Below are 24,596 nucleotides of genomic sequence, written 5' to 3' on the forward strand. Positions count from 1 at the left end.
TTCGGCGAGCGTGATGCACGATCGTGGTAAACGTCAACGCGAAAGAGTGCCTCTGGGTAAACCATGGCCATCCAATTTCGCTAAGGGACAGCGCGGCTTCTCATTGCCAGCATTTGCAACAAGTGCAGCTCATTCGGTCGACATGTGCTTGCGCCTTGGCGCCTACACTCTGCTGTCTCTTCGTGAACATCACGACATATATGCGACATTGTCGTCAATTTTGTCGGCTTCGTGACACTCCTTATATTTCTTAGGTCCGGTATTTTATCCCTCTAAGTGTTTGCGGCAGCACCAGCTTCCGTTTTGCCCCATCAATCAGCTGAATTGGCACGGCGCTTGAAAATTGTTCCCGGGCTGCGACGGAACCAGCCGCGTCCGATGTCGCGGCATCACCTCGGCCGGTTCGAACACGAAAAGGAAGTGATAATGGCTGCTCTGCGCCGGAAAGAAGCGTTCTTCGTCAAGCGGGTTAGAGGGAACAGGTGGAGGTTCGGGAAGGCCGATTTCGCCAAGTGGGGGGCCGCCTCCACGTCCAAGCGTAACCGTGCGTGCCACCGGTCAGCATCCGGCATTTATGTCTAACGAAAAGGAAAACAGCATGCCCTACTCGGAAAAACGCGCAATCAAGGCATCCGACTGCATCGCGGAGCTTGTGAAAATGGGGGTCCAGCGCATCTACTGCCCCCCCGGCGAGGACCTCCACCTGGGATTTCGTCGACGCCACGGACCAGAGCACTGAATTGGAGAGTGGATATGAAGCGCCAAACGAAAACACCCGGCCTTAAGTGCGGACTGCGCATGAAGGTAAGCGACCTCTCCGTCGCGGAGCTTGTGGAATGGGGGGTCGTGCGCGTCTACGGCGTCCCCGGCGAGGAAATCCTCGACTTTATGGACTCGTTGCGCAATTCGAACATCACGTTCGTGCCGACCCGCACCGAGTGGGGTGCGGCCCTCATGGCCGCCACCGAAGGCCGGCTCACAGGCCGTCCAGGCGTCTGCATCGCCACCTGCGGCCCGGGCGGGCTCAACTTCCCCAACGGCGCTGCGTATGCCTATCTCGGCGGATTTCCGATGGTGATGATCGCCGGCCAGAAGCCGATCAACAGCAGCCTCCATGGGCACTTTCAGAACACCGACCTCGTCTCCGTGATGACACCGCTGACCAAGCTCGCAGTACAAATCGAGTCGCTGCAAATGATCCGGCCAGTCCTCCGTGACGCATTCCGCATCGCGCAGGAGGAAAAGCCGGGGCCAGTGTTTGTTGTGATACCGGAAGACATTGCGGCCGAAGAAGGTGAGGAGAATTAATCATGATTGCGAAACCCCTCGATCGCGCGACGAAAATGATCCTTGCAGCCAAGTGTCCGCTGATCATGGTGGGTGGGGCGGCAAGCCGCCTCGACCAGCACTCGATCGCCCAAATCCGCGACATCGCACGTCGCCTCGGCATCCCCTATTTTGCCACGCAACTGGGCAAGGGCGTCATGGCCGAGGACTCCGACCTCTATATGGGCACGGCGGCGCTTTCCAAAGGTGACCATGTCCACGTCGCCGTCGACAAGGCCGACCTGATCATCGCGGTCGGCTACGACAAGTGCGAAAAGCCTCCGTTCATCATGCTTGAGGGCGGGCCGAAGGTCATTCACATCGCATATCAGCCTGCGTCCTTCACGCAGGCCTATCGGCCGCACCTCGAAGTCATCGGCGACATCGGCTCTTCAGTCACGGCGCTGGCGGATCGCCTCGAGGGCAAGCTGCCAAATGCCGGCGCATTGCTGCCGCTGCGCGAGGGGATCCTCGCCCTTAATTGCGACGGCGCCGATGAAGAAATGGGACTGGTCACGCTGGATGGGCTGGTGCACGCCGTGGAACTTGGGCAGAAAATCCTCACCGCCGACTGCGACCCAAAGACCGAGTTCACGCGATTGATCCTGTTTGCGAAAAAGAAAAAAGCGTCCTTCGCAAAGCTCAAGGACAAGAAATTTGCATTTGGAAAGGCGGATTACGGCAAGCAGAAGGACCGGCCGGATATCATCGTCAAGTCAAAGAAGAAGCCAAAAGGTAAGAAGCCAAAAGCCTAAATCGTATAGTTGGGAACCGCTCCACCGCGTCGCAGCATCAACCAAAAAAATGCCTGGAGGTCAAAATGGCGGCCGATAAAACCAAAATTGATGGCGTACAGCGTATGGTCAAGGGGTCCGACCTCTTGGTCCGGACGCTGGAGGAATTGGGTGTAAAATCGAGCTACGGCGTTCCCGGCGAAGAAAATCTCGACATGAGCCTGCGCCGTATACGCACCAGCGGCAACCAGTTTGTGCAGTCGAACGGCGCAGCTATTCGCCTCAAATCCATCAACTGGTTTGGGGCAGAAGGGGAAAACTATACCCCGCACGGCACGTGGGGGCGGTCATGGCGCGGCATCATCGATCAGATTAAACAATTGGGCTTTAACTGCATCCGTTTGCCGTTCTCCGGGTATATGGCCACCAGCAACCCGGTACCGCCGTCATCCGTCATCAGCGCATCGACTAACCCGGATTTATTGGGCCGGACAGCCCTGCAGATCTTCGATAAAATCATCGACTACTGCCTCGCGAGCGGAATCTATGTTGTCCTCGACCATCACCGGCGCACCGCAGGCGTGGGTGCGGACGGTTCACCAGCGGGTATCGGGTACACGCTGGCGAACTGGCAAGCGTCATGGGCAATCATGGCTAACCGCTATGGTGGCAAAATCAACGTTGTCGGCGCGGACGTGCATAACAAGCCGCATGACCTGAACTGGGCGACGTGGGCCGGGTACGTCGAGGAGTGCGGCAATCAAATCCACACCATCGCCCCTGACTGGATCATCTTCTGCGAAGGCGTTGGTAGTGATGCCAGCCGCGCTTTCTGGTGGGGTGGGGCACTTGGAGGTGTAGTGACACGCCCGGTTGTGCTCACCCGCTCCGGACGGCTGGCCTACAGCCCGCACGAATATGGCCAGAGCGTCGGCGTGCAGTCGTGGCTTGCCTACGATGGCCAGACAGCACCGGCAGGATGGCCAAACAATCTCTACGCCCTCTGGCGGGCTCACTGGGGCTTCACCTTCGAGCGGAATATCGCGCCTATCTGGGTGGGCGAGTTCGGCGGCAAGTACGGGTCGGACGGCACCGGCGCGGTTAATCCGACACTCTCGCCCCACGGCGACCTTGAAAAACAATGGACGGCAAACCTTTGCAAATACCTGAACGGCGATTTCACCGGGGATGGCAGCAATGACCTTTCTGCCGGTAAACTGGGAATCTCATTCGCGTACTGGGCACTCAACCCCAACAGCGGCGATACAGGCGGCATGTTGAAGGATGACTGGCAGACCGTGCAGACGGTCAAGCGCGATCTTCTCAACACGATACTGGCGGGCTAATTATGGCGACGCAGGCTTCAACCAGGAGGAGTAAGACATGTACCAGATCGTATCTATAGATATGCAAGACACGACTGTAAAAGAGGCTGTCGACGCGATTATGAATGGCCGCCAAAATTGCATAAGTAAGCCCACGGGCGAATTCGAACTAATCACCGAGAACAGCGCATCAAAGCAAGGAAACGGCGATTCGCAGAAATTCCTCGTCATCGTTGGGCATGGCGGTCCTGACGGTGTTAGCGGCACCACGACCTGGAAGAATTATTGCAAACAGCTCTCCAAGATGCCCGATGAGCCCGAGACCATATATGTCGTCGCCTGCTCGACCGCGAGCGAGGGGCGGCTTTTCCTCTACGGGAACTTTGCGCGAAGCGTGAAGGAAAGCTTTCAAAACGCAACCGTGTGGGCGTCGGAAGATTTCGTCGAGGTGCCGTCCTTAGATGGCAAGTGGATCGTACTGTAGCTTGATGCCCGGGCGGCGGATCGATGAGGCGGATGGGATGTTTTCCCGTTTTTTGCGGCTGGCGCTTGGGTCGTTGGGCGAAGATATAAGGAATTATCCCGAAGGTAAGCGCGTCGTTTAGTCTGAGACTAGAAGTACTCTAATTATCGAAGTCATGAATTGAGGAGAATGAAAGTGGGACATTCCCCATCTATCGCGGAACTTGCTGCAAAGCAAACTGCCTTCAACGACTACCTGAAGACGCTTGAATCTCAGCTCGATCAGAAAGCCGCCGGAACCGAAATGGAACTACAGAATTTAATCAATAATACCTATAAAACGGATGGGTGGCATCATCAGGTATACATCAAGGGCAAAAAGACTGAATTCATACGGTCTTCTGATTGGTCGTTGGACAATGTTAAGAAGATCATCGGTGCCGTCGGCAAGGCGATGTTTGGCAACTCCAAGGACATGCCCAATGGCATCAACATGGAAGCCGAAACCGAAAAGATGGGTGCGGCAATCAAGGGTATGGCGAACCTCGAACTCTACATGACCTCGAAAGTGTTCGATGTGCTGTCCGGTGTAATCGAAAGCTTCGGCTCATCGAGTTCGCTAACTTACAATACAGAACTAAAAACCGAGCCGCTTGGCAACGGTTTCCGGCTATTCGCAGCAGTTTCGGCAGACTCGTTCAAATCGACCGAATTTTTCAACAGCGATTCGATAAGCGAGTACATCTACACTTTTGAGGTGCATTTCTCCGAGCAGGAAGCTTCACAGCAGGGGTCAATTACGATTACGAAGCTCTATGAAGACCAGATTACGGCCTTCGTTCAGAAGAGCGAGGATTTGCTGAGCCAGCTCGAAAATGACAGGCTAGATCCTGTTCAGTACCAGTCACTTGCTGATGAATATCAGAAGATGATTGAGGCGGCGAGAGCAAAGCTCAAGGCGCTCGAAACATCGCCTCAGAGCCATGCAGTCGTCTCCATGTAAGGACGGTGAGACAATCGATGCATGAATAGCCCCTAGAATTTGAGGCAGGAGGCCTACCTGGGCAAAGGTAATTTCACCTCGTCAGAAAATCGCCGCGCACACATGAGGCCGCCGCTCGGGCTACGCCCTCCCGAAGGTCTCATGCGTGCGCCGCTAGTGACCTGGTTTTACTCCGCCGCCTGGCCGGATTTTACTCCGGTGTTGACACGCTCAGATCGGAAGCGAAGCGTTCAAAGTGAAGGGCCGTGGCTTCGTAGCCTGACACTATCAGGCGTGTGTGTCCCAGTTCAACAAGCGAATCGTGAACAGAGATGGTTCGGTTTGTCTGAACAGATTGCGGCGTTTCGCTAAGTGGATTTCCGCCTCGGTTATGCCGCCACCATCATTGGCGTCAGCGCGTTGAAGTAAGCCTGATCCGGCGTCTGCCGGTCAAGGGGTGAATGTAGGCGTCGAGTATAGCTGATATCCATTGCCCAGACCTGATTGGGTCTGGTGACCGCCAGCTTCCTAAGCAGATATGGATAGACGTTGTGACCAGGTGTCGGTTTAGAGGTGTTGGGACGACGGTAAATCGCCTCAATGCCCATCTTCTTCATCATTGTCACAACGTGAAGCCGCCCTGTCTGAAGCCCTTCTGCCTTCAAAAGCCCTTGCAACATCCGACCCGGCAAACGCGTAAGCGAGATGCAGTTCATCGATCCGCCGCATCGAGGCCAGATCGCCGTCTGACACAGGACGCGGCGAATAATAGAGGCTGCCACGACTGAAGCCGAGAAGCTTCGCCTGGCTGACAACGGACAGTTTGTGCGATTGTGCTCGCGGTTGATCATTTTCTTTCCGCTCAGCAGTCCGGCTTTGCCGAGCGCACTGGATAAAAATTATTCTCCAGCGTCAGCTCCCCAATCTTGGCGTGCAGGGTTTTGACATCGACGGTCGGAGCCGTCGGTTCCGCTTTGGCGTCATCGCCGAAAACGCCTGTCACCCCTTCAAGGAGCTGGTCTTTCCACTGCTTGATTTGATTGGCGTGCACGTCGAGCTGCTGGCATAATTCCACCAGCGTCTGTTCACCCCTGATGGCGGCAGGCGCAGCCTTCGCCTTGAAGGCCGGGCTATGGTTCCCGCGCGGTCGTCTCGTCATGGTATCTCCTGTTCCGGCATCTAAGCCGAAGTCAGGCAGAAATTCCACTTATCCGTGCTGTCCAAATTTCCCGAGCTAGCTCTCTAGGCGAAGGTCCGTTCGACCACCCATCGACGCGGCAGAACCTCGAAGCCTTTCGCCTTGTCTGAACGCTTGATGATCTCGACCGTCCAGCGCCCGATCTTCTTCAGTCGCCGCTTCAACTTACCGCCCGCATAGCCACCAAAGACATGCAGCAACCATGGCCACCTGTGGCGGATGGATTTCAGAAGATCGGGAGCATCGTCGCGATCCTGGATGTCGGCGCTGTGTACCATGAAACCGACCATCAGTCCGAGCTTGCGGCCCTTGGTCTTCTTGCCTGCATCATAGCCCCGGATGTCGCCGCTTTCGGTGGTCTTGAGGCTCTGGCTTGAATAGTCGAATAGGCGCCGCCAGCACCGACGGTCAGGATGGTACTTCCGTGTGTTGCAGTGTCTTCCGCTTGACAGCCGGCGAATCCGGAAACGGAGCCCAGCGCCTGTCACAGGGCGAGACAACACTATCACCCGCGGGCGCTGCGAGACCAGGAGGGCGGGGCACCGCGCCGCCCGGTCCAATGGCTAGATTCGCATACTCGACCTGCCATGTCACATCCGTGCCGAAGCGCACACCATCGAACTTTACGCCGAGCGCGTGCGCCTGGTCTTGGCCGCGAATGACGAGCGTTCCGCTCTCTCCCACGACGTCATGCAAGACGATGTCGCGATAGATGGGGATGCTGCGCCCCTGCGCCTTATCGTCATAGTGCGTATCGAAGTCGATCGGCTTTCGATTGCCGCGCAAACAGACATTTTCATAGCGCACATTGCTAACCGTTCCACCACGGCTGATGTCGCTCTTGATCCTGAGGCCCGAAGTCGTGCCGTCGAGCGTCACATCACGGACGAGAATGTCACTGACACCTGCGACCGTCTCGCTCCCGATCGTCAAGCCGTGTCCCCAATACAGATGAACGTCCACGATCGAAACATGGCTGGTCGGGCCATTCCTTGCCTTGAGCGCGATATTGTCGTCGCCGGTGCGGATGAAGCTGTGAGCGATGGTGATGTCCTGCGACGCGCCGGGATCAATGCCGTCGGTGTTGCGGCTATCTGCGGGCGTGTCGATCTGTACTCCCCAAAAAGTCGCACCTTCAACCCTATTAACACGACGTGAAAATTGGGCGAATCGCGCAGCTTCACCTTGTAGAAGCTGATCTCTTTCGCATGATCGACCTCGATCAGTCTGGGATTGTTCTGCTCGCCCCCTTCGCCTGAGCGCGACGGGCAAGCTGCCACCAAGTTTCACCATGGCCAGACATAGTCGCGCCGCCCTGGCCGTCGATCACTCCGTCGCCAACGATGCCGCCGCCCCGCGTTCCGGCAAATAGGATGAAGGGACGGCAACCATTGCCTTTGTCATCGATCGTCCCGCAACGCCCGTCGCGATCATCGGCACGCGGATCGGCAATCGCCGCGAGCACCACACCGTGCTCAAGCCAGAGGGTGATGCCGGACTTAATGGTCAGCGGTCCGCTGACAAAACGTCCACCCCGATCACCCGCGATCAAATGGACGGCTTCACCCACCGCGCAGTGATCGATAGCGGCCTGAAGACGGCGGGTCCCGGCTTGATCATCTCCGCCAAACGGGGCAATCATCGGCGACAGCGTGGAACACACATGTAATGGCAAGGCCGGTTCAGAGACAGTCCTGCGATCCTGCGCCCAAGCGGGAATGACATTTACCACCAAGAAGAAAAAGAGGACGAAACTTGTTAGAGGGGATGGAAAAAACGATATCAGTTCGTACCTGCGTTCAGTGGTCATCGACGTCCTCAAATTAGTGGCACATGCTGCTTTCGATCGTGTCCCATAGCGTGGTGCAGCTCGGCTGATTATTAGGCTTTTCGGCGGGGCCGGGAACGGATCAGCTTGCGCTAGGCAAGTTGATAAGCGGATCATCGCTCATTGTGGCAATCGTTTACGGCGTCATGGAGCGCGAGGTCGTTGTCACTTTGTCTGCGGCTTAACGGTTGGCGAGTTAGTTGCGGGGGACGAGCATCTCTACCATCAGTGAAAGAACCACTGCTTTCCACCGCAGATTATCGCCCCTTGCGACATCGCCATTCAAGAGCCTCCATGTCAGTTTTGCACTCGTCAGCGCCTCATCTGGCCGCGATGAACGCCAACGCGATAAGGCAGCGAGTACCCCAGTTCCGTACCGACTAACACTCTGAAAGCCACATTGCCACAGGCATGTGGGGAAGCAGCTCGCCGCCCGACCGAAGTTTTGATGTATGCGTCCGGTGAGGGCCGGCTTGCGAGGTTGAGACCGTAGCGACGATTTAACTTCTTGGGATTCCCAAGGGCAAGCAAATCAGATTCAACGCTGACTTTTGGAGGTCAGTGATGGATTGCGATGCCCTTCGGGATGATCAATGGGAACGGATCAGAGGCTTTGTACCGGGAGGGACCAGGGGCAAACGTGGTCCGCGCTCGAACAATCGATTGTTTCTGGACGCGCTATTGTGGATGGCCCGTTCCGGCGGCCGCTGGCGCGACCTGCCCGAGCGACTGGGCGACTACCGCTCGGTGAAACGACGTTACTACCGCTGGATCGAAATGGGTGTGCTCGATGAGATGCTGGCGATGCTTGCCCGAGAAGCAGACCTGGAATGGCTGATGATCGACAGCACCATCGTGCGGGCACACCAGCATGCGGCAGGGGCGCGTAAGGTTAAAGGGGGGCGGATGCCCAGGCCCTGGGCCGGTCTCGGGGCGGATTAAGCACCAAAATCCATGCGGCAACGGAGTCGCTCGGGCTTCCGGTTCGTCTGATCGCGTCTCCCGGACAGCGTAACGACATCGCCTTTGCTCACGATCTCGTCGAGGGCATCCAGGCTGCGGCTACGATTGCCGACAAGGGCTATGATGCCGATCATCTGTGCGACAAGATCACTGAAACCGGTGCTGACGTCGTCATTCCGCCGAAACGCAACCGCAAGCTCCAGCGCCACTATGATGCCGATCTCTACAAGGAGCGAAACCGTATCGAACGCTTCTTCAACAAGCTCAAACAGTTCAGACGCGTCGCAACCCGATACGACAAGCTGCTCGCAAACTTCATGGGCTTCGTTAAACTCGCCGCTATCGCTATTTGGCTCAAATAGTTAAATCGTCACTACGGCCTAGGTCAAAAACGCTAGAACATCCCAATACAGCATCCCAAGCCATAATGCCGGAAACCCGCAGCCCTCCCACATATTTCACCTTGCAATCGTTTGACACGCCAACTTCCGTTGATGTGGATCAAGGTATGCTTTTCGAGCCGGGTTATGGTTTCAGGCAACTTGCCGAGGGAGTCTAAGAGCTTTCCTGCGGCAGGTTTTCCTGGGAGATCAACCAGTCAGGAGATAAGATGATGTCATTAAAGCTGATCAGTGGAATGATGAAGTCTTCCGGCGACGAAGCGTTGCTTGCGATGGATGCGGGCGGCGCAAATCAGATGGTCGTCATTGAAAAAGGAGCCCTCCTCGAGGTCGCAGAGCCACGACGTTGCGACGAGAACCGGCTTCAGGAAAATATCGATCTGTTCAGCCGGATTGCGTCCGCGAAATATGATCGCGGCGACGTCGAACCGGATGGGCGCATCCGAATTGGCGCAGATGATCTCCTTGCATGGCGGCAACATGTCAAAAACAAGCCGGAAAACGTTGGACGGGTTTCGGAGTGAAAACTCTGCAGCTGGAGCGCCGCGACGGCAGCCTCGATAACACGTTCGTGAACGACGCCAGCGACCTAGCTGGCTTGAAAGGCCCATGCTTTGCGCCGGCTGGAAGGCAAGTGCCGGCCCGATGAGATTGGGCCTACAAGCCATCGATCAACGCCGTCGCCATTGAGAATGGGCGCCTGTGGCGAATATCAGGTCTCGCCTCTTTCCGTCTGGAGATTAGCATGAAGCAACACCTCTTCCGCTCCTCACGTATCCGGATGCGACTTCGAAATTCATGATTGCCAACGCCGTCGCAATTGCGCACCACATGCGCTTACGGTCTGTGCGGTGTGGAGGTTGCCATTCCTGACGTTGCCAATACACCGTCGTGGCTGATCATCGATGCGGCGACGTTGCGAGCAGACCTTCTTGTCATGGGCGGTTTCGGCCATTCGCGTCTGCGCGAATTCGCGCTCGGCGGTGCTACCCCAATATCATGCTGTCGCATTGGGCGTTGGCCGACGCTGTCCAAAGATCGAACTCGGAGCGGCCGGCTCCGAACACGCACCGTGAGAACAGCCGAAGGCAGGAAACATATGCATGCTGGGTATAGATTCTCCTGTCTAAGCCTAAAGCGCGTCGCGATCTTTCAGATTCGCTCGTCGCGCTTTCGGTCTTTGTTTTTACGGATGTCGTTATCGCAAAACCGCTGCACAGTTTTGCGCGATATGCTTTAGCGACCGGAAGGACCACGCATCGCCCTCAACCGACGAATCGTCTCGCAGCCGCCAGGCTTTGATGAGACAGTCGTCTTTCTGCCGGCCGCTTCGGCCGCAGCTTCCACCAGTTGAAAAGCATATTCCACCGCTGCTTCCGTATCATCGTGGCAGAGTTTTTCAGCTTGGCAGTGGGTCTCGAGCGACCGTCTGATCCGGCGTTTGATTGCAGGCATAATGGCGCCATCCGCGTGAGCGAAAAGCTGTCCAAGGCAGCTGGTGGCGACCACTTCGGAAACCAGAAGTTTTCCTTCGATTTCACCGAGCGTCGGCACGGCAAATCGGGCTCCTCCAGTCTGGCTGTCACGATCTGTAACCAACATCGTCGTTCTCCTGTTGCTTCGGCTTTCGATCATTCGTCATTGAGCGCTCTTTTCACGCAGCGCAGAACCACCGATCGTCCCTTATGCATCCTAGCCGGCGGGAACATCGCCCGCTTTGCGTTAGATCAACGAGTGGGAGAGCGAGAAAGGCTAGGGTTGCCTATCTCCAGCAAGAAAGGCGATCTGGTCGTGACCATCACTTCGATGAAGACCTGAAGGGTGCCATCGACTTTTGCGAAACTCACGGCGCCCATCTCACCGCAATGCTGATTTCGATGGGCGCAGCACCCCCTATCGGTTCCTACGAGGTCATCTCGACCGTCTGGATCGATGAACGACGGCGCGAAATCGATCGCTTGGCCGGTAAGGGACTTCCGATATCAAAGCGATGCTTGCAAGGAGTGGAACCTCCTTCGAGGTGCAGGAGATCTACACCGAATTCGCCTGGGCGGATGAAGATATCGCCGAGCGAGCACTCTATGCCGATCTCGTCCTGATCGGCTCGCAGGCCGCCCGGGACGAAGAACTTCGGCGCAGGATTATAGACGGTGGATTGTTCCGGTCGCCGACACCCATGCTGATCAACCCCAAAAAGACGAATGTCGGGCTTGCTCCAAAGGCGATCCTGCTAGCTTGGGACTCCAGCGACGAGGCTTCGCCCGCGGCAGATAACAATCGGGCATGCTGCCGGGTCATGCCCCGGCAGCATGTATGAAAGGACCGCCTGAGAAGTAACCGAGTTGGACGGCAATCCGGCACGAGCGCCTTTCCCGTTCTTGTGCATGCCTGCAGCATCCATGCGGTTAGCAACGTAAGTCTTCCGCTTGTAGGCTCGGCTCCTTCCAGCTCGTTCCAAAGCCGCCTTCAGATCCTCCACAGATACATCCGGCTGCATCGGAGCCAATCTCGCATTGTCTAACGGCATGCGCGTCCTCTCTCGCTGACCGTCCCGCGTAAGAGATAGGACGGGTTGGAGACAGGGCAATGACGTAGCGGGAGGTTGGAGAATCAGCGTGGCTGGGCAGGCGGCCAGCCGTTCACGCGGAAAAGCGCGAGGCGCTGATAGCTGACCTCGTTCTTTCCTTGGGTTCGCGTTCGGCGGTCATCCAGCCCCTTCCCCATGGTTAGAGTGCCTCGCTTTGAAAGGATTCGAACCGTTGGTAGTTCGTCTGATTATCTAAAACTTAATAAATCAACGTTCTTGCATCGATCGACGGGGTTTCCAAGGTGCTCACAAGAGGATTGACGAAATTGTTGATCCTGCGACGTCCAATCTTCGGAAGAGCATCCGGCCATTGCTGCGCCCCATGGAGGACTGTCGTCTTGGTCACCGAATAGGCGGCGCCATAAGGCGTACCGGAAACGACCAGTTGCCCGCCGCCGGTATAAATCGCCGGCTGCTGGAAGAAGTAGAAGTTTTGCGTTTGGGATTGGTAATTTTTCACGTTGATGGTCAGCAGTTGCGGCATGGTCGAATCCTCTCAGTTTGCCTCGGTCGGTCCTAGCATTCGTCGTGCCAAGCCGATTGCGCGGTGATTAACTAGCGGATTACGTGCGGGTCCGCGTCGCTGGTGGTCGACAGTGCGACAGCTTTGTGAGACTTGCGACTCGGCTGTCTGCATGTGCTCGGTAGATTGCAACACAGCCTTCCGAGGTTTGTTTATCCGCCATAAACGACCGAAGATCTACTTCGCAGCGCGGTTGGTTCCGGCGGCCGTGATGCACCATCGTCGCCCCCGGAAGCACCGCAGATTTGGGTACCTCTTCATCGTCTGATCCAACCACGGGACTACTCCATTTCAGAACATGGTTGAGAGCCCTTCGGGCACTCAGGAGCGTTCCTGGAACGTCCTTCGCGCTACATATTGGACTTCGAAGGCTAAGGAAAATTACAAATTGGTAGGGCGCTCCACCAGCGGTTCATCCTTGTTTGCTGACTTGCGTTGAGCCGCCGAATGGCTCCATTTAATATCGCCGGTGGCTGCATGCGCTCGGTAGGTCACAACGCTGCTTGCGAGATTTCTAACCGCAAACGATTTGCCAGAGCACCGCGCCGCTTTCTATTGCCCGCATTTGCAACAAGTGCGGCTCATGTCGATCGACATGTGCTTGCGCCTTGGCGCCTACACTTTGCTGTCTCTTCAGGAACATCACGACATATATGCGACATTGTCGTCAACTTTGTCGGCTTCGTGACACTCCTCATAATTCTTTGGTCCGGTATTTTATCCCTCTAAGTGTTTGCGGCAGCGCGAACTTCCGTTCTGCCCCATCAATCAGCTCAACTGGCACGGCGCTTGAAAATTGTTCCCGGGCTGCGACGGAACCAGCCGCGTCCGATGTCGCGGGATCCCTCGGTCGGTTCGAACACGAAAAGGAAGTAATTATGGCTGCTCCAAGTCTGAAGAAAGGCCGTCCAGGCGTCTGCATCGCCACCTGCGGCCCGGGCGGGCTCAACCTCCCCAACGGCGCTGCGTATGCCTATCTCGGCGGATTTCCGATGGTGATGATCGCCGGCCAGAAGCCGATCCTCAGTGACGCATTCCGCGTCGCGCAGGTGGAAATGTTTGTTGTGATACCGGAAGACATTGCGGCCGAAGAAGGTGAGGAGAATTAATCATGATTGCGAAAACCCTCGATCGCGCGACGAAAATGATTCTTGCAGCCAAGTGTCCGCTGATCATGGTGGGTGGGGCGGCAAGCCGCCTCGACCAGCACTCGATTGCCCAAATCCGCGACATCGCACGTCGCCTCGGCATCCCCTACTTTGCCTCGCAACTGGGCAAGGGCGTCATGGCCGAGGACTCCGACCTCTATATGGGCACGGCGGCGCTTTCCAAAGGTGACCATGTCCACGTCGCCGTCGACAAGGCCGACCTGATCATCGCGGTCGGCTACGACAAGTGCGAAAAGCCTCCGTTCATCATGCTTGAGGGCGGGCCGAAGGTCATTCACATCGCATATCAGCCTGCGTCCTTCACGCAGGCCTATCGGCCGCACCTCGAAGTCATCGGCGACATCGGCTCTTCAGTCACGGCGCTGGCGGATCGCCTCGAGCGTAAGCTGCCAAATGCCGGCGCATTGCTGCCGCTGCGCGAGGGGATCCTCGCCCTTAATTGCGACGGCGCCGATGAAGAAATGGGACTGGTCACGCTGGATGGGCTGGTGCACGCCGTGCGCAAGGTCATGGGGGAAAAAGACATCGTGGCGCTCGACAATGGCTTATACAAGATCCCGTTCGGCCGCGGATATCGGACCAATCACCCCAAGACACTGCTGCTCGACAACACGCTCGCGACCATGGGCGCCGGCCTGCCCTCGGCGATAGTGGCCGCGCTGCGCTATCCCCGGCGCCGCGTAATGGCGGTCTGCGGCGACGGCGGTATTCAGATGGCCGGTCAGGAACTGATGACGGCCATCGAACTCAAGCTCAACCTCGTCGTTGTCATCGTGGTCAACGACGGCTGGGGCATGATCGAAGCGAAGCAAAGGGGCAAAGGTTTCCCGAATTATGGCACTAGGTTTGAGAATCCGGATTTTGTGAAGTGGGCCGAAGCCTATGGCGCCAAGGGTACTCTCGTCGAAACGATGGCCGATCTGGTGCCGGCGCTGAAAACCGCTTTCGAGGGCGGTGGGGTGCACGTGGTCGCAGTGCGGGTCGATGATTCGAAGTACAAGCGACTGCTCGCCGGCGAGAGCGACCCGGAATGAACCTCCCGTGGGAGCCCCGGCGGACGGTCGACAGCAAGGATCGCTTCTCGAAGCGGCAGGCCCTGCCGCCCGAGAGAGCCAAACAGAAGGACTAAAGCCTTGAAGGAATTCGCTTTCCATACCCCCCTCAACATCCTTTTCGAGGCAGGCGCATCCAGCAGGATCGCCGGCCTCCTCAAGGACTACAAGGCCTCCCATGTCCTGCTCGTCACCGACAAGAACGTGCGGGCGTTGGGACTGACGCGCGATGCGGAAGCGGCGATTGCCGAAGCCGGCATTGCGCTCACCGTCTTCGACGGCATAGCCGCCGACCCGCCGTCGCATAGCATCGAAGCCGCAACAGAAATTTGCCGCGGACGCGGCTGCGACGCTGTCGTGTCGATCGGCGGCGGCAGCGCACTGGATACGGCAAAGCTCGTCGCCTATCTCGCCAAAACTTCAGACAAGCTCGAAGACATCTATGGTATCGGCTTTGCCACCGGCGAGCGGCTGCCACTGGTTCTGGTGCCAACTACGGCGGGTACCGGATCGGAAGTGACGCCGGTCGCCGTCGTCACGACGCCCACCAACGAGAAAAAGGCGGTAGTCTCACTACGCCTCATCCCCGACTGGGCAGTCCTCGATCCCGTACTGACGCTCGGCCTTCCGCCGGACGTCACCGCGCAGACGGGCATCGACGCAATGGTGCATGCGACCGAGGCCTATACCGGCAAGATCAAGAAGAACCCGATCTCCGACCAACTCGCGTTGAAGGCGCTGGCGCTGCTGGCGGCCAACATCAGGAAGGTGTACGCGGACGGCTCGGACCTCAAAGCGCGCTCGGAAATGCTGCTCGGCTCCATGCTGGCCGGCATGGCGTTTGCCAATTCGCCGGTTGCCGCAGTGCACGCGCTCGCCTATCCGATCGGCGCGCTCTTCCATGTGTCGCACGGCCTCTCTAACGCGCTGATCTTGCCTTATGTGTTGGAGTTCAACCGGCCGGCGGCCGAAGCGCTCTATGCCGAGCTTTCTGAGGTTATCCAGCCCGGCTATCGCCGCCAATCCAAGGACGCGGACGCTGCTGCCTTCATCGCTGAGATCAGGGCGCTCTGCCGCGATTGCGGAGTGCCAAGTTCGCTTTCGGCAGTCGGAATTGGCGAAGGCGATCTTTCCGGCCTGGCGGAGGATGCGATGAAGCAGACGCGCCTACTGGGGAACAATCCGCGTGATCTCGATTACGACCAGGCACGGGCGATCTATGCCAAGGCGCTTGCGGGCCGCGGCCCGGCCGCGGGCGAGTGAGCCGGCCACGGCCCCGAGTTCGGAGGACCGGCCGGAATTCTCTCATAACCTGCTGCGCATCACGGAAATGTGGCGCGGCAACATGGAGCAAGCAGGTGACGTTCGAAAGATTGTGGTTCAACTCAATGATGCCCTTCTTCACCACGCGCGCGGCCGACAGCAGCCTGTTTGCCGTCGCGCAGGGCGACAACCTTAACCGGCAGGTCTACGCGCTGATGGCGGCCTGGGTGGACGTATGCCAACGCACAGCGGCCTACTACGCCATCACCTCCGTGCCGTGGAGCAAGGCATATGAGCGCTACAGCGCGTCGCTCGCTGATCCGAAGGAAGAAGAAGCCAACGATTTCGACTGGCGCAAGGGCTTCAAGGCGTGGTGCGCTATCGCCGACGAGGAACTGATCAGCACCATGCGCTCGCCGGATTTCCTCGCCGTGCAGCGTGAATTGCTGCGCGCCGTGCTGGACCTGCACAATCGCCAGCAGGAAAAGGCCGACAGCGTCTGCAGGCTGTTCGGCGTTCCGACCCAGCACGATTTCGACGAGCTGGCGCGGCAGATCACGGAACTCAGGCGGGAGGTGCGCGCCGGCTGCAAGGCGACACAACGAGATCCGGTCGAAGATGCGGAGGTGGCGCCAGACAACCAGGAAAGGGATAAGTCATGACCGAACCCCGCGACACCACCTTCAAAAGCTTCCTGAAGGATCGCGCCGAGAATGTAGGCAGGTTCCACAAGGCGGCGGACTTGCTCGCCGGCATCCGCGACGAGGATATCGATGTCGGAGCGACGCCGAAGGCGCTCGTCATGCGTCGGGACAAGGTGGAGCTGTTCCGCTACGAGCCGACAGCCGAGCGCGCCGTCGAGACGCCGGTCCTCATCGTCTATGGCCTGATCGGCCGCTACACCATTGCGGACCTCCAGCCCGACCGCTCGCTGATTCGCGGCCTGCTCGGTAAGGGCATCGACCTCTATCTGATCGACTGGGGCCAGCCCGGCCGCGGCGAGCGCTGGCTGACAATGGACGATTATGTCGACGACTATATCCACGAGGCGGTGCAACGAATCTGCCGCGAGACGGGCCATGACAGAGTTACGCTACTCGGGATCTGTGAGGGCGGCGTCCTCGCCACCTGCTTTGCGGCGCTCCATCCGGCGAAGGTCAAGAACCTGGTTCTGATCGTCACGCCGATCGACTTCCACGCCGATATCGACGACGCGGCGGCCCATCCCGGATTGCTCAATACCTGGACGCGCTCGCTTGCGCCCGAGGATATCGACCATATCATCGATACGCTAGGCGTCATCCCCGGCGAATTCATGGGCGCAATCTTCTCGCTCATGGGGCCGATGGACTCGCTAACCAAGTACAATGGCGAACTTTTCGGCAAACTTGACGACAAGGACGGGCTGATGAACTTCCTGCGCATGGAGAAATGGCTGGCCGACCGGCCGGATCACCCTGGCGCAGCCGGCCGGCAATGGCTGAAGGAGCTCTATCAGGAGAACCGCCTGGCCGAGGGCAGGTTCGAGCTGTCGGGCCGCATCGTCGACCTCCGCGCGATCAACATGCCCGTGCTCAACATCTTCGCGCGGAACGACCATATCATTCCGCCGACCTGTTCCAAGGCGCTCGGCGGCAAAATCGGCAGCACCGACTACAAAGAGATTCAGTTTCCGGTCGGGCATATTGGCCTGCTCGTCTCGAGGAAGTCGCAAGGCAGGGTGGCCGAAAGCATAGTTGGATGGCTCCAAACACGCGACGGGTAGGTGATGGCTATGAAAAACAAGATTTTCTCCGCCGCGAAGCCGTCGCGGACGATCCGTTCGGCCGATAGGGATGCCTTTCCGGATATCCCGCTGATCGCGGACGGGGGAATCGGGCCACGGCCGAGGCGTTCAGAAGGCGATCGAGGCGGGAAGGCTCGATTATCTTTCCGGACTACCGGAGTCGCGCGAGATGGCAGTACCGTTTCACCCTGTTGTCGGAAAGGTCAGTGTAAGAGACATGATCTTCCACGCGCGCTGTTGGTATGCACGAAATTCACTGTCACTGATCGAAAGTGAAGGACGATTTCCGGGTTAACAACGCATGGAACGGTATTCCTCTAGAAAGAGGCAATTGGCGATGACCCTGCGCCTCCGTGTGGGATGCGCTATGGGCCAGGTTCTTCATGGGAGCTACCCTATCGGCTACTTCCACATTGACATTGCCGAGGTGCGCACCGAACAGGGCAAGCTGCACATGTTTGTCGCCATCGATCGCACCTCGAAGTTTGCCTTCGTCGAACTGCACGAGAAGGCTACCACTGCCGTCTCGCGCGAGTTCCTCCTACGCTTGATTGCGGGCGTCCCCTACAAGATCCACACCGTGCTCACCGACAACGGCATCCAGTTCACCACACCCGGCGCTGGCGGCTCGGCTGTCCCGCTGATCAAAGAAGCGATCGCCAATGGCGAACGCTTCCGGGCCCATGCCTTCGAATACACCTGCGCCACCAGCGATATCGAGCACCGCACGACCAAGCCGAAGCATCCGTGGACCAACGGTCAAGTCGAGAGGATGACCCGTACCATCAAGGATGCCACCGTCAGACGCTTCTACTGTGAAAGCCACGATCAACTTCGTCAGCACCTCGTCGACTTCGTCGCCGCTTATAACTTTGGCCGCAGGCTCAAGACCCTCAAGGGCCTCACACTCTACGAGTTCATCTGCAAGGCATCGGCTTCACAGCCCTAGCCCGAACGCTTTACCCTCGATCCGCTCCATCAAATGCCGGGACTAAACATCTGGCCTGCCTACAGCGTCAGCCAGCGGTTCGCGGCCTGCTTTCCTGCTGGTATCGAGCTGGGTTTTGCTGAAGGGCGCGGCACAGCCAAATTGTGCTCAATACGACAATAGAGATATCGATGATCCGGCGAGCCAGCTCAGGCAGCAGGATGATGTTGGGCTGACCGCCGAAGAGATAGAAGCAATTGAAGGATGACCATGCGGCGACAGCGAGACAGTGGTGAATACTCAGTTTTTCTGACCTGCTAGCGTCGCGTGAGCGCCACCGGCGGTACAGTTTCTCAAGTCCGCAGCCCAGGCCAAGTGACGATGTGCAGGCGATAGCGAGCGTGAGAGGCGCAGCGCAAATCTTTGGCATGCGCCAAGCCTGACCGAAAAGGTAAAAACCAGGTTGAAGCAGTTTTGACCATATACCCTCTTCATGCGTCCAAACACCAGAAAAGTAATAACCCCAGTTGCCGGCGTAGAGATAATAGTACCCATAAAATCCGATTATGAGACCGAAGAACATATAGTAGACATTCCGGAATTGTGGATCGAGCACGACGTTCCAATACGCTCGCTGCAGGTCGATGTCGCCGCAATTGGCCACACAGCCTACACACGCGCCTATGTCACCTTCCGCATTTGCATTCCGGCACATAGATTGAGGCAGCTTGGGGCGAAAATGATGGGGATGGCTTTCGAGGATACCTCCAGGTGCGGTGTAGATTTTCTGAACGATATTCGCCGGACAGAAATAATTGCACCAAGTCTTACCGCCCCACAGAAAACCGGTCAGCAGCGCAGCGCTGATAATCGACAGCGACGCGATGGCCATGGCCTTACGATCCGTATTAATGACGAGGATCCGGGCCACAATCCCGATGAATAGCAGCCCGAACTGCACATACAAACTGTTGCGGGCAAGCCAACTCTGCCGGCTGATCACTGGCGGCGTCTTGCGAATGTCGCCGGCGCGGCGCTCTACTTTCCTGCTATAAAGCTGCAGGCCAACGAGCCCCGGCATTTGGGAGGCGAGCGACAGGGGACACACGCGGCGCCATGCTTCGTGTCCAAATACCATAAGGAACAACGGCATGATCGGTATCACGATTGTCCAGAAGACCCAAGTGCCGAGTGCATACGGCTCAACACGAAGCTCCACGTCCTGCACGATGACAGCATGATGAGCTACGCTGAATGGGCTACTTCCATTGACACGCTCAGTCAGCCCAGCCGAATAAGGATCCCAAAAAAGAGACATGATCAGGGTGAGCCAAGCCAGGAGCAACAGGCTTCGCACATACAGCATTTTCCGCTCTGGCACTGAGGAGAGCATTGAACACCCCGCTTCTCTAAGATGACCTCTAGCTCGCGGGCGAGGGTATATTCGCGAGTATCGACGACAGTACCTATTCTCAGACTGTGCGCTTTGTAAGATGGGACGATGCAAGCGCGGATGGTTGGGGCACTAAGCGCCCAATTTGTCATTCCGCCTACGCTTCGATGGCGAGGAGGTCGCGATGTGCGTTGCTGAGGCTTGTCAGCGCCGAGCCGATGTCGTTGGGACGATCCGAGCAGAGGCGATTGACATGGCGCGTGCCTGATCGAGATGCTGGACCCATCTTCGCCGATCAGTGATTGTTTGCGGCAGTGGACCGAGCGAAGTTCCACAATCCATAGGCACGCCGGATCGAGACATCCAATCCCGGCACATGTTCCTCACCACACCCCGCTTCCGAGCAGGCGTTAGAGTTTTCGCCGAATGAAGTCCCGCAAGATTTGGTTTTCCATCGTCTGATCTGCGAGGTTCCGTTTCAACACGGCGTTTTCTTCTTCGCACTGGTTCAGCTTCCTGATTGACGGAAGGACATCGCCCGAGTCTCGAGGCGTGCCCGCGTCTGGTGAAGGTTTCACATTTTTGAGGAATTCGAGGATCGCCGCCGGGTTGAAACCTCTGTCTTTTCTGAGCGATGAGATAGTCTTTAACAGGGCAAAGTGGCCATCGTTGTACAGCCGGTGGCCCTTGTCCGAGCGATCCGGTGTGATGAGACCCTGCTTCTCCCAAAGCCGAATCGTCGATGGAGCAACCGCCGCGCGGCGTGCAGCTTCCTTAATGCGATAGCTTTGAATTTTGTGGTCCATCTCGGCACTTTCGTTAATGCGCAATTTGTGGGTACGAACAATTTTAGATCCAAGGTAGCGTCTTGACGGCTGGGGTCACACCGGCAATGGCAGCCGGCCGCTCCATGATCTCCAGGCCTGCCGCTGAGACGCCGCTTTCGGCACGTCGCTCGCAGTGTTTGCAGAGCGCGCAGGCCTCCAGGCTGGTGTCTTCAAGGTCGTGCTCTAAGGGAGAACGAGAAGGTGCGCAAGCTCGCCTTCGCCGGTGCGGACGTTGTCGGCGAGATCCTGATGTTTCAGGGCGCCAACGAGATCATGAAACGCTGCGCTGAGCTTGGCGGCAACGGAGTGTTCATCGTTTTCCATGATGTCTCGTGGCGGATGAGAGTAAAGCGGACCGTCTCGGCTAGCTTGGACTAGCCGGAGGCCACTGATTTCTGATTTATCACCCCGAGCACGGTGGCGTGGCCGAACAGCGTCACGAGGACGGCATCATCGCTGGCTCGCCTTAAGCAAAAGGGCTCTCCCGCCCCCTATTTGACTTCAAGGAATGCTCGAATTCGCTCTCCCGCCTGAGCAATGCTCAACAAGCCGTCCATGTGCCCTCGCGTACCTTCCAGTTCGACCAATTCGACCGGCGTACCGTCGGATCTGATAATCGTTCCTGTCTCTCGCACTGCGTTTCCAGGAAAAATCAGGTCTTCATCGGTATAGATCAGCATCACCGGTACATCGATATCCAGGAGCCCTTTGTACAAGCTGTCTTTGGGCTGTCCAGCGACGAACAACTGATTGGCCCGCGCCAGATAAAGGAAATGGTTCGCATCTGACTGGGCAACGCGTGCTGCGCCCGCCTCGTTCAGCTTCGTGACGACCTTGTAGTCGTTCGCCCAACTCTGCCCGGGATCTGCACCTTCTATGGCCCAGTCCCGCCCAAATGTACCGTCGGTCCATTCTGCCGAATTTGCCTGCAGTGTTAAAGTCTTCAGGGCTTGAGCCAGCCCTGCTTTTGGCGCCTGGCCTGTGTAATAATCTCCACCATTCCAGTTTGGATCCAGTTTGATAGGCGACGCCCAGACGTCCAGCCACGCGATTAGATTCGCATCCGCCCAGCCAGAGGAAATGACTGGAATCACTCGCTCCAGTTTGTCGGGATAGCGTGCCGCCCATTCATAGCTTTGCAGCCCTCCCATGGAGGCGCCCATGACAGCATGCCATTTTTCAATCCCCAGTCGCTCCATTAGCCCTTTCTGCGTATCAACGAAATCGCCGATCGTCATGATTGGAAAATCCATACCCCAAGGCTTCCCTGTTTTGGGATTGATCGTCGCCGGTCCGGTGGTGATGACGTTCGGATCGTTGGCACCGAGATTGACCGGTGTGTCGACCGACACGACAAAGTATTTGTCCGTATCGATGGGCTTGCCGGACCCGATGATCGCATCCCAATAGCCGGCGCTTACATCCGCCTCCCTGTATTTTCCCGCGGCGTGACTGTTTCCACTGAAATAATGCGGAATCAGGATGGCATTATCTTTGGCGTCGCTCAGCGTGCCATAAGTTTCGTACCCCAGCCGCATTTCGGGAACCGTCCTGCCGCCACGTGTCACGAAGTTCTTTAGGGTAAATTCCCGCTTCTCAACTAAAGGCTCGTACGCCAATGCCGGGCCGGCCATCATGGCGACAGTGATAAGTACTTTCAGGCGCATTTACTTCTCCTTGGTCGGGATTACCAACGAAACAAAGCGGTGGCCTCAGCCTTTCAAAGACGTATCCTGGTCACCGGATTTCACATTGATCCAGGTCAAAACTTTTCAGCTTCTAAGGGGCTTATTCGCCCCATTAGGATCATGTCGCGGCCAGACCGCAGCGACTTCTCAAGAGTAATACTCTGGTGCCTTCTTGAAGGTCGACCACGCATCCGGGTCGTGACCGGTGACGACGTTTGCCCCCGTTCTTTCCGCGATTGTGCGCAGCTTCTGTACAGAGCGAACAGTATCCACCGTCGATGCGAGGAAGCCCGGCAGCGCCTTTTCATCCCAATGGTCGAGTGTGTAGGCGGCATCGATCGTCAAAAGCAGCGGCTCACTATTGGGAAGGCGGACGAGAAAGGATTGATGGCCCATCGCATGGCCAGGACTGAAGATCGTCGTCAGCGTTCCGTCGCCATAAACATCATAAAAATCGTCTTGAGTGCCGTTCAAAAACTGCCATTTCAGACCCGGGCGATCGAAATCCTTGCGGATATAGCCGCCATCGGCAAACCAGTCGGGCGTGAAGGCATATTCATATTCGGCCCTCTGCACGATATGCGTGGCATTCGGAAAGCGGCCGATCGCGCCGGTATGGTCGAGATGCAGGTGGGACTGCACGACGTATTTAACATCCGCCGGATCGAAGCCGAGAGCTTTGACCTGATCGACGCAACCTTTGTCCTTGTCAAGCACCGGCCAGTACACATCGCAAATACCACCCCAGTGGCCGCGCGGGTCCGTCGCGACTTCAATGGCGTTTCCACCGTCGATGACGGTGTGGCCGTCGGGATGGGTGATCAGATAAAAAGGAACCGGGATTTCGTAATCCGCCCCATTTCCCTGATTCATTTTGATGTTGTGCACTTTGCATTTCAGGGTGCCGGACTGAAGCATGTAGAGTCGGATATCCGTCACGTTGGATCCTCCCGTAGTGATATGAACGGTGAATTTCTGCGGAATATTTAGAAGGCTTCCCGATACAGCGCCAATGCATCCTCTTCCCGAACCTCGACCGGATTGTTGACGAGCAGGCGCCCCTGGTTTTTTATCGCATCCGTGGCCAGCATGGCGAGGCTGTTGTCGGTTACACCGACATCGCGGAGCCGGCGCGGCGCGCCGCTTTTATCCATCAGCACCTGCATATGGGTAACGAAGTCCTCGGAACGGGCCGCAGTGTCGCCGCTTCCCTTGATTCCAAGCACATTGGCAAGCTCGGCGTAAAGCGGGGCTGCCGCCTGTGCGTTGTAACGAAGGACTGGGCCTAGCATCAGGGCGTTCGAAAGACCATGCGGAATATGATAATGTCCACCCAGCGGATAGGCCAGCGCGTGGACCGCAGCCACCGGAGAGTTGGAGAAAGCCTGGCCCGCAAGCATTGCACCGAGAAGCATGCCTTCGCGAGCATCCCGGTTTGTCGGCTCCTTGCAGGCAGCGATTAGATTGCTGCCGAGAAGCCGCAACGCCTCACGCGCAAGCGCGTCCGAAAGCGGGTTTTTTTTATGCTTACTTGTATAGGCTTCGATGGCATGCACCATCGCATCGATGCCGCTTGCTGCGGTGTGAACCTGCGGCAAACCAACGGTCAATTCCGCATCCAGGAGCACGAAATCCGCATAGAGTTGCGGCGACACGACTCCCATCTTGGTCGTCTCGCCGGTGGTTATGATGGAAATGTTGGTGACTTCGGAACCGGTGCCCGCAGTTGTCGGAACTAGAACCAGTGGAACACGCCCCCCCTGAACTTTGCCGATGCCATACATTTCGGCGAGCGGTTGTGCCGACGAGAGCAGCACCGCCGCGAGCTTTGCTATGTCCAGGGACGAGCCACCACCGAGACCAATGACAATATCGGCTGCGACTTGCCGCGCCTCCTCGACACAACCATACAAAACACTTTCCGGTGGATCTGGCACAACCCTATCGAAAATCGCCACACTGAAACCAACCGCCTCCAGACTGGCGGCAATGGGTGCAACCATGCCGGCCTTCGCAAGGCCACCATCGGTGACCAAAAGCACCTTGCGCGCACCAAAACGCGTAGCGATGATTTCACCTAATCGCTTAGCTCCGCCCCACGCCATTTCAATGGATGGAACAGTTCGAAACTCGAATCGATTGATCGTCATTAACTCCCCCC

At 57.4% G+C, this 24,596-nt stretch carries 22 protein-coding genes and 5 pseudogenes; 16 read left to right on the top strand and 11 right to left on the bottom strand.

Annotated features, from left to right (window positions below):
* The first annotated feature begins 753 nt into the window (after positions 1-753).
* The 5 genes from A7X77_RS34385 (at position 754) to A7X77_RS10795 (ending at position 4,850) form a co-directional block, all read left to right on the top strand.
* Positions 754-1,308, top strand: a complete 555-nt coding sequence (locus A7X77_RS34385) for a thiamine pyrophosphate-binding protein (RefSeq protein WP_064682918.1) — start codon at positions 754-756, stop codon at positions 1,306-1,308.
* Positions 1,309-1,310: 2 nt separating this feature from the next.
* Positions 1,311-2,081 carry a hypothetical protein gene (locus A7X77_RS34390; RefSeq protein WP_064682919.1) on the top strand — a complete coding sequence of 257 codons (771 nt, stop codon included), beginning with the start codon at positions 1,311-1,313 and terminating at the stop codon, positions 2,079-2,081.
* A 65-nt stretch (positions 2,082-2,146) separates the two neighbouring features.
* Complete coding sequence (locus tag A7X77_RS10785) at positions 2,147-3,406, top strand: glycoside hydrolase family 5 protein (RefSeq protein WP_064682920.1); 1,260 nt, start codon at positions 2,147-2,149, stop codon at positions 3,404-3,406.
* 37 nt (positions 3,407-3,443) lie between these two features.
* Positions 3,444-3,869 (top strand): hypothetical protein, encoded by a 426-nt coding sequence (locus A7X77_RS10790; RefSeq protein ID WP_064682921.1) that lies wholly within the window; start codon positions 3,444-3,446, stop codon positions 3,867-3,869.
* A gap of 174 nt (positions 3,870-4,043) precedes the next feature.
* Complete coding sequence (locus A7X77_RS10795; RefSeq protein ID WP_064682922.1) at positions 4,044-4,850, top strand: hypothetical protein; 807 nt, start codon at positions 4,044-4,046, stop codon at positions 4,848-4,850.
* Positions 4,851-5,305: 455 nt separating this feature from the next.
* On the opposite strand, the pseudogene A7X77_RS33025 reads toward A7X77_RS10795, so the two are convergent.
* The 4 genes and pseudogenes from A7X77_RS33025 to A7X77_RS33895 form a co-directional block, all read right to left on the bottom strand.
* Positions 5,306-5,988 (bottom strand): annotated as a pseudogene (locus A7X77_RS33025) (transposase); the annotation flags it as partial.
* An 86-nt stretch (positions 5,989-6,074) separates the two neighbouring features.
* Positions 6,075-6,401 (bottom strand): annotated as a pseudogene (locus A7X77_RS10810) (transposase); the annotation flags it as partial.
* 34 nt (positions 6,402-6,435) lie between these two features.
* Entirely contained in the window at positions 6,436-7,299 is an 864-nt protein-coding gene (locus tag A7X77_RS33890; protein WP_245293732.1) for a glycoside hydrolase family 28 protein, read from the bottom strand.
* Positions 7,250-7,837 (bottom strand): hypothetical protein, encoded by a 588-nt coding sequence (locus A7X77_RS33895; RefSeq protein ID WP_245293733.1) that lies wholly within the window; start codon positions 7,835-7,837, stop codon positions 7,250-7,252. Before A7X77_RS33895 ends, A7X77_RS33890 begins: the two co-directional genes overlap by 50 nt.
* A 582-nt stretch (positions 7,838-8,419) precedes the next feature.
* Here A7X77_RS33895 and A7X77_RS32185 point away from each other — a divergent pair.
* The 3 genes and pseudogenes from A7X77_RS32185 to A7X77_RS33900 all read left to right on the top strand — a co-directional run.
* A protein-coding gene (locus A7X77_RS32185) for an IS5 family transposase (RefSeq protein ID WP_156665854.1) occupies positions 8,420-9,180 on the top strand; the annotation gives its coding sequence in 2 pieces (ribosomal slippage) (positions 8,420-8,759 and positions 8,759-9,180; 762 coding nt in all).
* Between the two features lie 251 nt (positions 9,181-9,431).
* Positions 9,432-9,743 (top strand): hypothetical protein, encoded by a 312-nt coding sequence (locus tag A7X77_RS33030; protein ID WP_156665855.1) that lies wholly within the window; start codon positions 9,432-9,434, stop codon positions 9,741-9,743.
* 383 nt (positions 9,744-10,126) lie between these two features.
* A pseudogene (locus A7X77_RS33900) lies at positions 10,127-10,210 on the top strand (universal stress protein); the annotation flags it as partial.
* 245 nt (positions 10,211-10,455) lie between these two features.
* Here the strand turns inward: A7X77_RS33900 and A7X77_RS10835 are convergent.
* Complete coding sequence (locus A7X77_RS10835) at positions 10,456-10,821, bottom strand: hypothetical protein (protein WP_064682926.1); 366 nt, start codon at positions 10,819-10,821, stop codon at positions 10,456-10,458.
* 275 nt (positions 10,822-11,096) lie between these two features.
* On the opposite strand from A7X77_RS10835, the pseudogene A7X77_RS10840 reads away from it, so the two are divergent.
* Positions 11,097-11,488 (top strand): annotated as a pseudogene (locus A7X77_RS10840) (universal stress protein); the annotation flags it as partial.
* A gap of 517 nt (positions 11,489-12,005) precedes the next feature.
* Here A7X77_RS10840 and A7X77_RS33465 read toward each other — a convergent pair.
* Positions 12,006-12,290 (bottom strand): hypothetical protein, encoded by a 285-nt coding sequence (locus A7X77_RS33465; RefSeq protein ID WP_064682927.1) that lies wholly within the window; start codon positions 12,288-12,290, stop codon positions 12,006-12,008.
* Between the two features lie 692 nt (positions 12,291-12,982).
* On the opposite strand from A7X77_RS33465, the gene A7X77_RS34205 reads away from it, so the two are divergent.
* The 6 genes and pseudogenes from A7X77_RS34205 to A7X77_RS10875 form a co-directional block, all read left to right on the top strand.
* Complete coding sequence (locus tag A7X77_RS34205; RefSeq protein WP_082928195.1) at positions 12,983-13,438, top strand: thiamine pyrophosphate-binding protein; 456 nt, start codon at positions 12,983-12,985, stop codon at positions 13,436-13,438.
* A gap of 2 nt (positions 13,439-13,440) precedes the next feature.
* The gene (locus A7X77_RS10855) at positions 13,441-14,532 is read left to right on the top strand and encodes a thiamine pyrophosphate-dependent enzyme (RefSeq protein ID WP_064682929.1); all 1,092 of its coding nucleotides are present in this window, start codon (positions 13,441-13,443) and stop codon (positions 14,530-14,532) included.
* Between the two features lie 99 nt (positions 14,533-14,631).
* Positions 14,632-15,813 (top strand): iron-containing alcohol dehydrogenase, encoded by a 1,182-nt coding sequence (locus A7X77_RS10860; RefSeq protein ID WP_064682930.1) that lies wholly within the window; start codon positions 14,632-14,634, stop codon positions 15,811-15,813.
* A gap of 125 nt (positions 15,814-15,938) precedes the next feature.
* On the top strand, positions 15,939-16,475 hold the full coding sequence (locus tag A7X77_RS10865) for a poly(R)-hydroxyalkanoic acid synthase subunit PhaE (protein WP_245293734.1): 537 nt from the start codon (positions 15,939-15,941) through the stop codon (positions 16,473-16,475).
* Entirely contained in the window at positions 16,472-17,578 is a 1,107-nt protein-coding gene (phaC, locus tag A7X77_RS10870) for a class III poly(R)-hydroxyalkanoic acid synthase subunit PhaC (RefSeq protein ID WP_064682931.1), read from the top strand. Before A7X77_RS10865 ends, phaC begins: the two co-directional genes overlap by 4 nt.
* Before the next feature lie 409 nt (positions 17,579-17,987).
* Positions 17,988-18,548: pseudogene (locus A7X77_RS10875) on the top strand (DDE-type integrase/transposase/recombinase); the annotation flags it as partial.
* 67 nt (positions 18,549-18,615) lie between these two features.
* Here A7X77_RS10875 and A7X77_RS10880 read toward each other — a convergent pair.
* Positions 18,616-19,893 (bottom strand): 4Fe-4S binding protein, encoded by a 1,278-nt coding sequence (locus tag A7X77_RS10880; protein WP_064713791.1) that lies wholly within the window; start codon positions 19,891-19,893, stop codon positions 18,616-18,618.
* A 437-nt stretch (positions 19,894-20,330) separates the two neighbouring features.
* On the bottom strand, positions 20,331-20,726 hold the full coding sequence (locus tag A7X77_RS10885) for a MerR family transcriptional regulator (RefSeq protein ID WP_064682933.1): 396 nt from the start codon (positions 20,724-20,726) through the stop codon (positions 20,331-20,333).
* Positions 20,727-20,948: 222 nt separating this feature from the next.
* Between A7X77_RS10885 and A7X77_RS33910 the strand changes: the two genes are divergently transcribed.
* On the top strand, positions 20,949-21,125 hold the full coding sequence (locus tag A7X77_RS33910; protein ID WP_245293735.1) for an aldehyde dehydrogenase family protein: 177 nt from the start codon (positions 20,949-20,951) through the stop codon (positions 21,123-21,125).
* Positions 21,126-21,238: 113 nt separating this feature from the next.
* Here the strand turns inward: A7X77_RS33910 and A7X77_RS10890 are convergent, their stop codons facing one another.
* The 3 genes from A7X77_RS10890 to A7X77_RS10900 all read right to left on the bottom strand — a co-directional run bounded on the left by A7X77_RS10890 (position 21,239) and on the right by A7X77_RS10900 (position 24,585).
* Complete coding sequence (locus tag A7X77_RS10890; protein ID WP_064682934.1) at positions 21,239-22,414, bottom strand: E22 family MetX-like putative esterase; 1,176 nt, start codon at positions 22,412-22,414, stop codon at positions 21,239-21,241.
* Positions 22,415-22,582: 168 nt separating this feature from the next.
* The gene (gene attM, locus A7X77_RS10895) at positions 22,583-23,374 is read right to left on the bottom strand and encodes an AttM family quorum-quenching N-acyl homoserine lactonase (protein ID WP_064682935.1); all 792 of its coding nucleotides are present in this window, start codon (positions 23,372-23,374) and stop codon (positions 22,583-22,585) included.
* A gap of 47 nt (positions 23,375-23,421) precedes the next feature.
* Positions 23,422-24,585: an iron-containing alcohol dehydrogenase gene (locus tag A7X77_RS10900; RefSeq protein ID WP_064682936.1), complete on the bottom strand. Its 1,164-nt coding sequence runs from the start codon at positions 24,583-24,585 to the stop codon at positions 23,422-23,424.
* Between the last annotated feature and the right edge of the window lie 11 nt (positions 24,586-24,596).

This window comes from Rhizobium bangladeshense (genome assembly GCF_001662075.1).
Classification (GTDB): domain Bacteria; phylum Pseudomonadota; class Alphaproteobacteria; order Rhizobiales; family Rhizobiaceae; genus Rhizobium; species Rhizobium bangladeshense_B.

Coding starts and splice junctions, on each gene's coding strand:
- A7X77_RS34385 (WP_064682918.1), top strand. CDS start 754: ATGAAGCGCCAAACGAAAACACCCGGCCTTAAGTGCGGACTGCGCATG.
- A7X77_RS34390 (WP_064682919.1), top strand. CDS start 1,311: ATGATTGCGAAACCCCTCGATCGCGCGACGAAAATGATCCTTGCAGCC.
- A7X77_RS10785 (WP_064682920.1), top strand. CDS start 2,147: ATGGCGGCCGATAAAACCAAAATTGATGGCGTACAGCGTATGGTCAAG.
- A7X77_RS10790 (WP_064682921.1), top strand. CDS start 3,444: ATGTACCAGATCGTATCTATAGATATGCAAGACACGACTGTAAAAGAG.
- A7X77_RS33895 (WP_245293733.1), bottom strand. CDS start 7,837: ATGACCACTGAACGCAGGTACGAACTGATATCGTTTTTTCCATCCCCT.
- A7X77_RS33030 (WP_156665855.1), top strand. CDS start 9,432: ATGTCATTAAAGCTGATCAGTGGAATGATGAAGTCTTCCGGCGACGAA.
- A7X77_RS10835 (WP_064682926.1), bottom strand. CDS start 10,821: ATGTTGGTTACAGATCGTGACAGCCAGACTGGAGGAGCCCGATTTGCC.
- A7X77_RS33465 (WP_064682927.1), bottom strand. CDS start 12,290: ATGCCGCAACTGCTGACCATCAACGTGAAAAATTACCAATCCCAAACG.
- A7X77_RS34205 (WP_082928195.1), top strand. CDS start 12,983: ATGCGACATTGTCGTCAACTTTGTCGGCTTCGTGACACTCCTCATAAT.
- A7X77_RS10855 (WP_064682929.1), top strand. CDS start 13,441: ATGATTGCGAAAACCCTCGATCGCGCGACGAAAATGATTCTTGCAGCC.
- A7X77_RS10865 (WP_245293734.1), top strand. CDS start 15,939: ATGATGCCCTTCTTCACCACGCGCGCGGCCGACAGCAGCCTGTTTGCC.
- phaC (WP_064682931.1), top strand. CDS start 16,472: ATGACCGAACCCCGCGACACCACCTTCAAAAGCTTCCTGAAGGATCGC.
- A7X77_RS10880 (WP_064713791.1), bottom strand. CDS start 19,893: ATGCTGTATGTGCGAAGCCTGTTGCTCCTGGCTTGGCTCACCCTGATC.
- A7X77_RS10885 (WP_064682933.1), bottom strand. CDS start 20,726: ATGGACCACAAAATTCAAAGCTATCGCATTAAGGAAGCTGCACGCCGC.
- A7X77_RS10890 (WP_064682934.1), bottom strand. CDS start 22,414: ATGCGCCTGAAAGTACTTATCACTGTCGCCATGATGGCCGGCCCGGCA.
- A7X77_RS10900 (WP_064682936.1), bottom strand. CDS start 24,585: ATGACGATCAATCGATTCGAGTTTCGAACTGTTCCATCCATTGAAATG.